Source organism: Flavobacterium zhairuonense, from assembly GCF_004352915.1.
Lineage (GTDB): Bacteria > Bacteroidota > Bacteroidia > Flavobacteriales > Flavobacteriaceae > Flavobacterium > Flavobacterium zhairuonense.
Map to the genome: position 1 here is coordinate 67,138 of NZ_SJSY01000069.1, position 10,902 is coordinate 78,039.

A 10,902-nucleotide genomic window follows, 5' to 3' on the forward strand; every position below is an offset into this window, starting at 1 on the left:
GTCTCTTAGCAACTCAGAATCTTAGCATCTTTAATTCAATTTCTGTAATAATTTGCCAGCAACAAGTTTTGATGATGCTGGATTTTGTCCTGTGATTAAGAGCCCATCTTCAACAGCATAAGGTTGCCAGTTTGGTCCTTTTGAAAAAACTCCTCCGTTTGAAGCTAAGGCATCTTCTAATAAAAACGGAACTACTTTTGTCAAACCAACTGCTTCTTCCTCTTCATTGGTGAAACCTGTGATTTTTTTGCCTTTCACTAAATATTGACCATTTACTTTTACGTTTTTCAAAACTGCAGGAGCGTGACAAACAAAAGCTACCGGTTTGTTGTGTGTGTAAAAAGATTCGATTAAAGCAATTGAATATCGATCTTGAACTAAATCCCAAAGTGGACCGTGTCCTCCTGGATAAAAAACCGCGTCATAATCTTTTTGATTAACGGTTGAAAGTTTCAATGTGTGTTTTAATTTTTCTTGTAAAACTTTGTCGGCGTCAAAGCGTTTTGTGTCTTCGGTTGCTGATGATGGATCAGCACTTTTTGGATCAATTGGTGGCTGACCTCCAAGCGGAGACGCGATTGTGATTTCAACGCCCTGATCTAATAATTCGTAATATGGCGCAGCAAATTCTTCAGACCAAAATCCTGTCTTTTCTCCTGTATTGCCCAGCTTATCGTTGCTGGTAACAACAAATAATACTTTTTTCATTCCTTTTTTATTTGATTTTTGAGCCACAGCAGTTGTGCTTAAGGCTGCAAATGCAATTATTGCGAGTAATGCTATTTTCTTCATAATATTAAATTTTCGACAAATTTACGCCGAAAGTGATATCAGTAAAAATAAAATAAACTATGTTTGTTATAAATAAATTTATATCATGGTAAATCTAGAATGGTACAGAACATTTAAAGCGGTTTATAAAAATGGTAATTTTTCGATCGCCGCAAAAGAATTGTTTATGAGCCAGCCGGCCGTTAGTCAGCAAATTTCAATGCTGGAGGCGCATGTTGGGAATAAATTGTTCAATCGAAAGTCAAAAGGCGTAGAACCAACGGAATACGCTAAGTTACTGAATAATTTGATTATAGATGCGCTTGACCGACTGGAAAGTGTAGAAACCAGTTTTCGAGCAAAAGCAGAAGATGCTACTAGGCTAATTTCTGTGGGTATTTCAAAACATCTTTTTGACTGCGTTGGAAATTTGCTGATTTCTAAATTTGATTTAATCGATTTTACATTTGCCGAAAATGATGAATTGTTTGCCTTGGTCGATGCCAAAAAACTAGATTTTGCAATTACGACAAAAAGGTTTGATACTTTTGATACCACTTATGAAATTGTCGGAAAAATTAAATTGATTTTAGTTGCTCCAACAAGTCTGGATATAACTGAATTTCGCCAGAGATTAAAAGCAGATAATTATACTGAAATAGAACAATGGCTCAATGCCCAAAAATGGTACAGCCACGATGCTAGAATTCCGCATATAAAATTGTTCTGGCTGCATGCTTTTAATAAAAAAAGGCCTTCGATGGTTCCCAATTACATTATTCCTTCAGAATCTGAAATGTTAAGGCTTTTGGCTAAAAACGAAGGAATAGCGGCAACTTGGAATTGTAATGCTAGAAATTACATCAAAGAAAATAAATTGCAATTGGTTTGGAACAGTTTTCATGTTCCTGAAGAATTTGTGTATTTGTTGGCTCCAAAAAATAATAATGTAAAGTCGTTTTTTGATATAATTGAGAAAGAGTTAAAACTATTTTTTGGAAACAGAATGTAGGAGGGAGTGAATTAAAAAGTATGAAAATTCTTGTGTTTTTCTTTGAATATGCTTTTGAAATGAATATTTTTGATACATAACCACTAAAATTTCCAATTATGAAAAAGATCGCAGCTATTTTGATGTTCTCTATGTTGTTTTTTATGATCAATTCTTGCAGTAAGAGTGAAGATGAAGCAATAGTAGATTGTTTTGGTGATTCAATTTTAACTGAACTAAAACATACAGCAGATGGAACTAATTCTAAGATAATTAATTATTCGATACAATATAGCGGAAGCAATACCGTAACTTCTGTAAAATGGACTTTTGGTGATGGAACTCCAGTTCAAACTGTAAATAGTCCGACAGGAGCAGTTTCGCATACGTATAGCGCTGCAGGAACTGTAGAAGTAAAAGCTGATGTAACACTTTCAAAAGGGGGAGGCAGTTGTACTGTAAACCCAAAGAAAAATGTTACGGTGAATTAGATAGGAAAAAGATATTTGATGAGATGAGAGTCAATTTGTAATTTATGTTTCGGCATTAAATTATAAAATTGACTCTCATTCGTTATATTTGTTCGAATATGTTTTTTAAATATGGAAAAATTGCAAAATATTAGAATTGCTGTTGATGCCATTGTTTTTGGTTATAAAAGCAGTGGTTTATATGTACTGTTAATCGAACAGCAATTTGGTTCTTCAGAGAAATATTGGGCTTTGCCGGGCGGTTTAGTTCAGGACAACGAATCTTTGAAAGATGCAGTTATTCGAGAATTGCATGAAGAAACCAATGTGCAATTGACTTTTATGGAACAATTGTACACATTTGGAGATGATATTAATCGTGATTCCAGAAATCGTGTTATTTCAGTGGCTTATTATGCTTTGGTTGATGCATCGAACTTAGAAATAAAAGCCAATACAGATGCCGAAAAAGTGCAATGGTTTAAAATTGATGAAATTCCGTCTTTGGCATTTGATCATAATTTAATTTTGAAAAAAGGAATCGAAAGGTTAAAAGCAAAACTGACTTATGAACCTATCGGTTTCGATTTGCTTCCAGAAGAATTCCTGTTTTCTGATCTTGAAAACCTGTATTGTACTATTTTAGAAAAAGAAATTGACCGACGAAACTTCAGAAAAAAAATTCTCAGCTACGGAATCTTAGAGCAAACAGATAATTTTTCTCCAATAAAAAACGGAAGACCAGCAAAACTTTTTAGATTTAATAAACAGAAATACAATGAGTTAATAAGTAATGGCTTCCACTTTGAAATTAAGTTTGCGTAATTTTTACACAAAATAAATTGTTTATTCAAAATTAAATTCTACATTTGCGTATAATTAACGCAAACTAAAAAGCTATGATACTAAATCTTGACCCAAAATTCGCTCCTTTTCAAAATCAAGAAGAAATCAAATTTCAAAGTTTTACATTTTCTGGAGGAGAACCTCACATTAAAATCAGTCCAGATTTTGATCTGAATAGAAAAATTACCATTACACATAGATTAAATTCTTTCAACGATTTAGGCCTGTTATGCATTGCAGTGGATGCTTTACGTAGAATGGACGTTAAAATCATCGATCTTTTTATCCCATATTTTCCAGCGGCAAGACAAGATCGTGTTATGATTCCAGGGGAATCTTTGTCTGTAAAAGTGTATGCTGACATTATAAATGGCTTGCAACTAAATAAAGTTTTTGTTTTTGATGCACATTCTGAAGTTACTCCCGCTTTAGTAAATAACTGTGTCGTAATTCCGAATCATACTTTTGTTAGAGAGATTTTAAAAGTAATCGGTGAAAACGTAAAATTGATTTCTCCAGACGGCGGCGCTCTAAAGAAAATCTACAAAGTTTCTGAATTTTTAGGCGGAGTTGAAGTCGTAGAATGCAGCAAAAGCCGTGATGTAAAAACCGGAAAACTGTCTGGTTTTAAAGTTTATGAAGATGATTTAAACGGAATGGATTGTTTGATTGTTGATGATATCTGCGACGGTGGCGGAACTTTTGTTGGTCTTGCCGAAGAATTGAAAAAGAAAAATGTTGGAAAATTATACTTGGCTGTAAGCCACGGAATTTTTAATAAAGGGTTTGAAGTTTTAGATTGTTTTGATAAAATTTTCACCACAAATTCTTTTAAAGATTTTGAAGATGAAAGAGTTGTTCAAATTAAATTAAGTGAACTAATATGAAATACAATATAGATAAGATAGCCTCGGAAAGTAAATTTTTATTTTTCTGGGGGCACCAACCGAGTAAAGACGGAACAATTACCAAAACATGTTTTAGTCAATGGTGGTTAAGTTCTTTTAAAGTTGAAAATGTGATCTACAAAACAGCTGAACACTGGATGATGGCTAAGAAAGCTGAACTGTTTAATGATCAAGAAATTTTAGAAAAAATTCTTTTAGCAGAATCACCTGCGGAAGCCAAAAAGTTAGGAAGAGAAGTTAGGAATTACGATGATAAACTTTGGTTAGAAAACCGATTTGAAATTGTAAAACAGGGGAACTATCATAAATTCAGTCAAAATACGAATTTGAAAGAATTTTTACTAAACACAAAAGAAAGAGTTTTAGTAGAAGCAAGTCCTGTAGATCCTATTTGGGGAATCGGAATGGCAAGTGATCATACAGATGCTTTAAATCCTGAAAAATGGAGAGGTTTGAATCTTTTAGGTTTTGCTTTGATGGAAGTTAGGTATGAATTGAAATAAGTAAATCATGAAAAGAATTTACAAAGCACCAGAAGAAATTCCTTTAGGCATCGATGCAAAAACCATTTTTTTGGCTGGTTCAATAGAAATGGATAAAGCGATAAACTGGCAAAAACATTGTGAAGAATTGTTAGAAGATCAATTTGTAATCTTTAATCCAAGAAGAAACGAGTGGGATAGTAACTGGTCGCAAACTATAGAAAATCCTAATTTTAAAGAGCAAGTCAATTGGGAACTTAATGCATTAGAAAGAGCAGATATAATTATTATGTATTTTGCAGAGAATACAATGTCACCTATATCGTTACTAGAATTTGGACTTTATGCTCAAACGAATAAAATGAAAGTTGTGGCAGAGGAAAATTTCTGGAGAAAAGGAAACATTGATGTTGTATGTGAGAGATATTCGGTAGAACAGTTTAAAACATTGGATGAATTAATTCAAAATTTATTAAAATAAAAGCATATGAACCCATTACTATTAACCGACGGTTACAAAGTTGACCACAGAAGACAGTACCCAGACGGAACAACATTAGTATATTCTAACTGGACGCCTCGTAAATCAAGAATTGAAGGATTGGATGAGGTGGTGTTTTTCGGATTGCAATATTTCATCAAAAAATATATTATTCATGACTTTGAAGAATATTTCTTTAAAAAATCAAAAGAAGAAGTGGTGAAAAAATACGCTCGAAGAATCAATAATTATTTAGGCGAAAACCAAGTTGGGACAAAGCATATCGAAGATTTACATGATTTAGGATATATCCCGATGGTTTTTAAAGCATTGCCAGAAGGAGCGAGCGTTCCGTTGAGAGTGCCAATGTTTACAATTTACAATACAATTCCAGAGTTTTTCTGGCTGACAAATTATTTTGAAACTTTGCTATCTGCTGTAATCTGGCTTCCTTGCAACTCAGCTACAATTGCAAAAGAATACAGAAAAGTTTTGGACAAATATGCAGACCAAACTTCTTCTGTTCCTGAATTTGTAGATTGGCAAGGACATGATTTTTCTATGAGAGGAATGGGCGGAATCGAAGCTGCTGTAACTTCAGCAACAGGACATTTATTAAGTTTTACAGGGTCTGATACCATTCCGGCAATAGATTTTTTGGAAGAGTATTATAACGCCAATTCAGATCAGGAATTGGTTGCGGGTTCAGTTGCAGCTACAGAACACTCTGTTATGTGCATGGGAACTACAGAAGGAGAATATGAAACTTTCAAAAGGTTGATTACTGAAGTTTATCCAAAAGGAATTGTTTCTATCGTTTCGGACACTTGGGATTTATGGAAAGTTTTAACCGATTATCTTCCAAGATTGAGAGAAACTATTGTTTCAAGAGAAGGTAAAGTTGTAATTCGTCCTGACAGTGGTGATCCAGTTGATATTATCTGCGGAAATCCAAATGGAAAAACAGAGCAGGAGAAAAAAGGAGTTATCGAATTGCTTTGGGATGTTTTTGGCGGTACAACAAATGCTAAAGGATTCAAAGAATTGGTTCCGCAAATTGGAGCTATTTACGGAGACAGCATTACAGTAGCAAGAGCAACTCAAATTTGCGAAAGATTGAAAGAAAAAGGATTTGCTTCTACGAATGTTGTTTTAGGAATCGGATCTTTCACCTATCAATACAATACTAGAGATACTTTCGGATTTGCAATGAAAGCAACTTATGGTGAAGTAAATGGAGAGGGAAGAGCTATTTTCAAAGATCCGATTACGGATGACGGAACTAAAAAATCGGCTAAAGGATTAATGAAAATTGATTTAATCGATGGCAAGTATCATTTAACTGACAATGTTTCTTGGGAAGAAGAAAAAGAAGGTGAATTGAAAGAAGTTTTCAGAGATGGAAAGCTTTTAGTAGATCAATCGCTAAGTGAAATTAGAGCAAGAGTGAAAAGCGAAGTAAGTATCGAAGCTTAATTATAAAACGAAAGCCTGAATTTTTAAATTCAGGCTTTTTTATTTCCTATAAAAATTATTATGATCAATATATTCCCAAACTTTCGGAGGAAGTAAAGGCTGAATATTTTTCCCTTCTTTAATGCTTTTTCGAATAAAAGTCGAAGAAATCTCCACAATTGGCGCATCGATTACATGGATTTTTGGATACAATTTTAATTCCACATTTTCAGGCTCATCAGAGATTCTCGGATATACATAAATGTCATGATTTTCAAGAATCACTTCGTAGTTTCTCCATTTATGAAACGTTTTCAGATTATCTTCTCCCATAATTAAAGAAAACTGATGATTTGGATATTTTTCTTGCAAATGAGCGAGCGTAATAACGGTATAACTCGGTTGAGGCAATTTAAACTCAATATCAGACGGTTTTATTTTCGGATAATCTTCTGTTGCCAGAAAAACCATTTGAAGGCGCTGTTGGTCGTCTAATAAAGTTGCTTTCTTCTTTAACGGATTATGTGGCGTAACGACCATCCAAATCTGATCTAAATCTGCAAACTCAGCCATGTGATTGGCAATAATCAAATGACCAACGTGAATGGGATTATATGTTCCGAAATATAGACCTATTTTCATGCAATTTTATTGAAGGATTAAAAGATTGAAATATTAAAAGATTTGTTTTTTGTTCTGGAATCTTTTAATATTTCAATCTTTCAATTTTATTTATTTACGAAGTCTTTCACCAATTGATAAGCCTCTTCTTTAGCTGTGTCTAAATCGTAGTTTTTGATGATAGTGTCAAATTGAGGCGCTGTAGCTAATTCCACTGAAGCTTTTGCAATTCGCATATTGATTTTATCGTCACTTTCTGTAGAACGCTGTTTTAATCTTCGTTTTAGTTCGTCAACACTTGGCGGTTTTACGAAAACAGCTAAAGTTTGTTCTGGAAATTTGTGTTTGATTCTTAATCCACCGGCAACATCAATGTCAAAAATCACATTTTTTCCTAAAGCCCAGATTCTTTCGATTTCTGATTTCAAAGTTCCGTAGAAATTGTCACGGTAAACTTCTTCCCATTCCAAAAATTCTTCTGCTTTAATGTGCTTTTTGAATTGCTCCAGCGAAATAAAATAGTAATCTTTTCCGTGGACTTCTTCTCCGCGCGGATCACGTGAAGCTGCAGAGATTGAAAATTCTAAGTTTAAATCTTCTTTCCCTAATAAATGTTTTACGATAGTTGTTTTTCCTGATCCTGAAGGTGCCGAAAAAACAATTAATTTTCCTTTGTTCATTATTATATGCTTTAAGCTTTAGGCAGTAGGCCTTAGGCTTTAATTTGATTCCGTTTTTAGCTTATTGCCTATAGCTTAAAGCTTATAGCGTTTTACAAGACGTTTAATACTTGTTCTTTAATTTTCTCCAATTCATCTTTCATCATCACAACCAATTTTTGCATTTGAGCATGATTTGATTTTGATCCCATAGTATTGATTTCTCGTCCCATTTCTTGGGTGATAAAACCAAGTTTTCTTCCGTTAGCTTCTGTTCCGTTTAAAGTTTCAAGGAAATAGTCCAAATGATTCGTTAAACGAACTTTCTCTTCGGTAATATCTAATTTCTCTAAATAATAGATTAATTCTTGCTCAAAACGATTTTCGTCAACATTTACCTGTAATTCTGAAATTGCAGTCTGCAAACGATCTTTTATTGCTTGAATACGTTCTGAATCCAAGGCCAAAGTGTCATTCATGTACTGGCGAATGTTTGCAATTCGAAGATTAAATTCTTTTTCAAGAGCTTCGCCTTCATCTTTTCTGAAACTTAAGATGTTTTGCAATGCTTCATCAATCGTAATCTGAATTTGATCCCAGTCGTTTTCATCAATTTCCTCGCGTTCTGTTTTTAATGTATCAGGCATACGAACGGCCATCTTCATTAATTCAGTTACGTCAGCGTCAGGATAAACTTCTTGTAATTGTGCAATATAATTTTTTACGACAGGAATATTTACTTTAGTCGAAGTTTGTTCAGCAGTACTTTCAATGTAAATGCCGAAATCTATTTTGCCTCTTTCAAGTTTTGTCGAAATCAAAGTTCTTAAACCCAACTCCATTTCGCGGTAAACCGATGGCATTCGCACATTTAAATCTAAACCTTTACTGTTCAGAGATTTTACTTCAACCGTAATTTTTTTTGTAGGCAATTGCAAAGAAGCTTTGCCAAACCCTGTCATAGATTGTATCATATAATTGAGTATAAAGGCGCAAAGATAATCAAAAGTTTGCTCTGTTTATGACGTAAAATACTATTCTGTGCTACAGAAAAGCCGTTTAATGATTTTTTTGACGAATTTGCCAATTACAAAAAGATCTTGTTTAGTTCTCATAGATAAGTTGGGCGTGCCCCCGTTAAGATAAGTGGGCAAACATACTTTGTCTTTATTCGCCCACTTATCTTAACGGGGTCGGGCTATCCGCGCTACTTCGGTAGCTAGCTTCTATCCCTCACGCAAACAATCGTGTTAAACAAATTCCTTCATTTAACTTAGAGCTTTTATTACCTCTGCAATATTTTTTTGGCTGTTGCCGATATAAATCTTTCCATCAATAATAAAAACCGGACGACTTAAGAAGGTATAATGTTCTAAAATATATTTTTTAAAATCAGCTTCTGTCAGATTTTTGTTTTTTAAATCCATTGACTTGTACAATTGCGCTTTCTTGCTGAATAATGCTTCGTAACTTCCAGAAAGTTTATACATTTCTTCAAGTTCTGCTTCTGTTATTGGGTTTTGTCTGATATCTTGAAAAACCAAATTGTTTTCCGGCAAACTTTTAATGATTTTGCGGCACGTGTCACAAGAAGCTAAATAATATATTTTGTTCATTTTTTGTCTATTTTGTTTAGAATACAAAGAAAATTCATTTGAACCTTAAAATTGCCTAATTTTAGAAAAAAAAATAGAAATATGAATTCAGTTTTTGAAGTACAAAAAACCATTAGGGAGGTTCTTTTGAAGGTTTTGGACAATCATTCATTAGAACAATTGAATAAAATCCCAGAAGGATTTAGCAATAATTTGATTTGGAATATTGCGCATTGTGTGGCATCGCAACAAGTTTTGATTTACAAATTATCTGGTTTGCCAACATTGGTTTCAGAAGAATTTATTGCAAAATATAGAAAAGGGACAAAGCCAGAAGGAGATGTTTCGCAAGCTGAAGTCGTCGAGATCAGAAATTTGCTTTCCTCAACATTATTACAAGTTGAAAAAGATTTTGAAGCAAATATCTTCGTCAATTATAATGAATACACAACCAGTTTAGGTTTTACATTGAAAAACATACACGGAGCTTTGGATTTCAATAATTATCATGAAGGAATTCATACTGGAATTGTAATGAGCATTAGGAAGTTCGTTTAAATAAAAAAGTCCCGCAATTTGCGGGACTTTTTTATTCTATTATAGTTTCGATGGTCACTTTCATAGCGCCAGCACCTTTGCTTTTTGTGATTTCCATAAAGGCTCTTTTTGAAAGGTCTATTTCGCGAGTTCTTACGAATGGGCCACGGTCTGTGATTTTTACAATTACAAATTTCCCATTAGCTTCATTAGTCACTTTGACACGTGTTCCAAAAGGAAGCTTTTTGTGAGCAGCGGTGTATTTGCTATTGCTGAAACGGCTTCCATCAGCAGTTTTTTTTCCATTAAAACGATCAGCATAGTAGGAGGCGTGAGCGTTTTTTTTGTAAACTTTTAGTTTTAATCCTTTATCGGTAAAGACTGAGTCTGTTGGTAAAGGGATTATTGTAGGCTTTGTTATAGTGTCTTGAGTTTTTGGCTCAATAACGGGCTTTGTTTGGCTTATAACGTAGGTAAAGCAACATATAAACGCTGCCGTAAGCATCGTGAGTATAAAGTTTTTTTTGTTTCTCATGGGTTATTTTTTTCAGACTTGGGGAGTTTGTACAAATAATATGCCATTATAAAAAAAGTCCTACAAAATTAGGACTTTTTTGTTTTAGAACCAAAGGTTCCAAGGAATTCTGCTTAAAATAAGCAATAATCCTAAACCGTAAAAAATAGCAAAGGTTTTAAATTTTGCTTCGCTGTTGATTAGTTTTTTATGTTTAGACCACCCGATAGTGATTAAGGTGATTGCAATGATGTTGATTAGTGGATGCTCAAGAGAGGTAAGTCTCAACTCGGCATTTGACATTTGTCCGAAAGCTGCTTTTCCTAAAGGAGATACAAAATAAAGAATTAGACCAATCAAAAGTTGTGTGTGAGTTCCAATTAAAGCAAATAGAGAAATTTTGCGGTCTTTGGCAGTAAATTCTTTTTTAGAATTGAGGCCAATCAATGCATTCACTACAGCAACTAAAAGAAGTAATAAAGCTAAATAAGCCCAGCCCGAGTGAAGTTCTTTTAAAAAATGATCCATAAATTATGTTTTTTGTTTAAAACAAATATAACAAAAAAGGGTAT

General features: G+C 33.7%; 15 protein-coding genes. 8 read left to right on the forward strand and 7 right to left on the reverse strand.

What is annotated here, in order from left to right; all coding sequences use genetic code 11:
* Window positions 1-30 precede the first annotated feature (30 nt).
* Entirely contained in the window at window positions 31-792 is a 762-nt protein-coding gene (locus tag EYY60_RS07060) for a type 1 glutamine amidotransferase domain-containing protein (RefSeq protein WP_162847859.1), read from the reverse strand.
* Between the two features lie 85 nt (window positions 793-877).
* Here EYY60_RS07060 and EYY60_RS07065 point away from each other — a divergent pair, with 85 nt between their 5' ends.
* The 7 genes from EYY60_RS07065 to EYY60_RS07095 all read left to right on the forward strand — a co-directional run bounded on the left by EYY60_RS07065 (window position 878) and on the right by EYY60_RS07095 (window position 6,425).
* A complete protein-coding gene (locus EYY60_RS07065) occupies window positions 878-1,783 on the forward strand; it encodes a LysR family transcriptional regulator (RefSeq protein WP_132988683.1) in 906 nt (301 codons plus the stop codon).
* A gap of 98 nt (window positions 1,784-1,881) precedes the next feature.
* Window positions 1,882-2,253 carry a PKD domain-containing protein gene (locus EYY60_RS07070; RefSeq protein WP_132988684.1) on the forward strand — a complete coding sequence of 124 codons (372 nt, stop codon included), beginning with the start codon at window positions 1,882-1,884 and terminating at the stop codon, window positions 2,251-2,253.
* A 111-nt stretch (window positions 2,254-2,364) separates the two neighbouring features.
* Window positions 2,365-3,057 carry an NUDIX hydrolase gene (locus tag EYY60_RS07075; RefSeq protein ID WP_132988685.1) on the forward strand — a complete coding sequence of 231 codons (693 nt, stop codon included), beginning with the start codon at window positions 2,365-2,367 and terminating at the stop codon, window positions 3,055-3,057.
* A 74-nt stretch (window positions 3,058-3,131) separates the two neighbouring features.
* Complete coding sequence (gene prs / locus EYY60_RS07080; RefSeq protein ID WP_132988686.1) at window positions 3,132-3,965, forward strand: ribose-phosphate diphosphokinase; 834 nt, start codon at window positions 3,132-3,134, stop codon at window positions 3,963-3,965.
* A complete protein-coding gene (locus tag EYY60_RS07085) occupies window positions 3,962-4,489 on the forward strand; it encodes an NADAR family protein (RefSeq protein ID WP_132988687.1) in 528 nt (175 codons plus the stop codon). The genes prs and EYY60_RS07085 overlap by 4 nt, the downstream gene beginning before the upstream one ends.
* 7 nt (window positions 4,490-4,496) lie before the next feature.
* Entirely contained in the window at window positions 4,497-4,949 is a 453-nt protein-coding gene (locus tag EYY60_RS07090) for a nucleoside 2-deoxyribosyltransferase domain-containing protein (protein WP_132988688.1), read from the forward strand.
* 6 nt (window positions 4,950-4,955) lie between these two features.
* A complete protein-coding gene (locus EYY60_RS07095) occupies window positions 4,956-6,425 on the forward strand; it encodes a nicotinate phosphoribosyltransferase (RefSeq protein WP_132988689.1) in 1,470 nt (489 codons plus the stop codon).
* A gap of 39 nt (window positions 6,426-6,464) precedes the next feature.
* Here the strand turns inward: EYY60_RS07095 and nadD are convergent, their stop codons facing one another.
* The 4 genes from nadD to EYY60_RS07115 form a co-directional block, all read right to left on the reverse strand.
* A complete protein-coding gene (nadD, locus tag EYY60_RS07100) occupies window positions 6,465-7,046 on the reverse strand; it encodes a nicotinate (nicotinamide) nucleotide adenylyltransferase (protein ID WP_132988690.1) in 582 nt (193 codons plus the stop codon).
* Between the two features lie 86 nt (window positions 7,047-7,132).
* On the reverse strand, window positions 7,133-7,705 hold the full coding sequence (gene gmk / locus EYY60_RS07105) for a guanylate kinase (RefSeq protein WP_132988691.1): 573 nt from the start codon (window positions 7,703-7,705) through the stop codon (window positions 7,133-7,135).
* A 92-nt stretch (window positions 7,706-7,797) separates the two neighbouring features.
* Window positions 7,798-8,658, reverse strand: coding sequence for a YicC/YloC family endoribonuclease (locus EYY60_RS07110; RefSeq protein ID WP_132988692.1), 861 nt, complete (start codon window positions 8,656-8,658; stop codon window positions 7,798-7,800).
* A 294-nt stretch (window positions 8,659-8,952) separates the two neighbouring features.
* Window positions 8,953-9,300, reverse strand: a complete 348-nt coding sequence (locus EYY60_RS07115; RefSeq protein WP_132988693.1) for an arsenate reductase family protein — start codon at window positions 9,298-9,300, stop codon at window positions 8,953-8,955.
* An 81-nt stretch (window positions 9,301-9,381) separates the two neighbouring features.
* Between EYY60_RS07115 and EYY60_RS07120 the strand changes: the two genes are divergently transcribed.
* On the forward strand, window positions 9,382-9,837 hold the full coding sequence (locus EYY60_RS07120; RefSeq protein ID WP_132988694.1) for a DinB family protein: 456 nt from the start codon (window positions 9,382-9,384) through the stop codon (window positions 9,835-9,837).
* 31 nt (window positions 9,838-9,868) lie between these two features.
* Here the strand turns inward: EYY60_RS07120 and EYY60_RS07125 are convergent, their stop codons facing one another.
* A complete protein-coding gene (locus EYY60_RS07125; RefSeq protein WP_132988695.1) occupies window positions 9,869-10,351 on the reverse strand; it encodes a septal ring lytic transglycosylase RlpA family protein in 483 nt (160 codons plus the stop codon).
* An 84-nt stretch (window positions 10,352-10,435) separates the two neighbouring features.
* Window positions 10,436-10,858: a hypothetical protein gene (locus tag EYY60_RS07130; protein ID WP_132988696.1), complete on the reverse strand. Its 423-nt coding sequence runs from the start codon at window positions 10,856-10,858 to the stop codon at window positions 10,436-10,438.
* Between the last annotated feature and the right edge of the window lie 44 nt (window positions 10,859-10,902).

Coding starts and splice junctions, on each gene's coding strand:
- EYY60_RS07075 (WP_132988685.1), top strand. CDS start 2,365: ATGGAAAAATTGCAAAATATTAGAATTGCTGTTGATGCCATTGTTTTT.
- EYY60_RS07130 (WP_132988696.1), bottom strand. CDS start 10,858: ATGGATCATTTTTTAAAAGAACTTCACTCGGGCTGGGCTTATTTAGCT.
- EYY60_RS07115 (WP_132988693.1), bottom strand. CDS start 9,300: ATGAACAAAATATATTATTTAGCTTCTTGTGACACGTGCCGCAAAATC.
- EYY60_RS07110 (WP_132988692.1), bottom strand. CDS start 8,658: ATGATACAATCTATGACAGGGTTTGGCAAAGCTTCTTTGCAATTGCCT.
- EYY60_RS07070 (WP_132988684.1), top strand. CDS start 1,882: ATGAAAAAGATCGCAGCTATTTTGATGTTCTCTATGTTGTTTTTTATG.
- EYY60_RS07085 (WP_132988687.1), top strand. CDS start 3,962: ATGAAATACAATATAGATAAGATAGCCTCGGAAAGTAAATTTTTATTT.
- EYY60_RS07125 (WP_132988695.1), bottom strand. CDS start 10,351: ATGAGAAACAAAAAAAACTTTATACTCACGATGCTTACGGCAGCGTTT.
- nadD (WP_132988690.1), bottom strand. CDS start 7,046: ATGAAAATAGGTCTATATTTCGGAACATATAATCCCATTCACGTTGGT.
- EYY60_RS07120 (WP_132988694.1), top strand. CDS start 9,382: ATGAATTCAGTTTTTGAAGTACAAAAAACCATTAGGGAGGTTCTTTTG.
- EYY60_RS07095 (WP_132988689.1), top strand. CDS start 4,956: ATGAACCCATTACTATTAACCGACGGTTACAAAGTTGACCACAGAAGA.
- prs (WP_132988686.1), top strand. CDS start 3,132: ATGATACTAAATCTTGACCCAAAATTCGCTCCTTTTCAAAATCAAGAA.
- gmk (WP_132988691.1), bottom strand. CDS start 7,705: ATGAACAAAGGAAAATTAATTGTTTTTTCGGCACCTTCAGGATCAGGA.
- EYY60_RS07090 (WP_132988688.1), top strand. CDS start 4,497: ATGAAAAGAATTTACAAAGCACCAGAAGAAATTCCTTTAGGCATCGAT.
- EYY60_RS07060 (WP_162847859.1), bottom strand. CDS start 792: ATGAAGAAAATAGCATTACTCGCAATAATTGCATTTGCAGCCTTAAGC.
- EYY60_RS07065 (WP_132988683.1), top strand. CDS start 878: ATGGTAAATCTAGAATGGTACAGAACATTTAAAGCGGTTTATAAAAAT.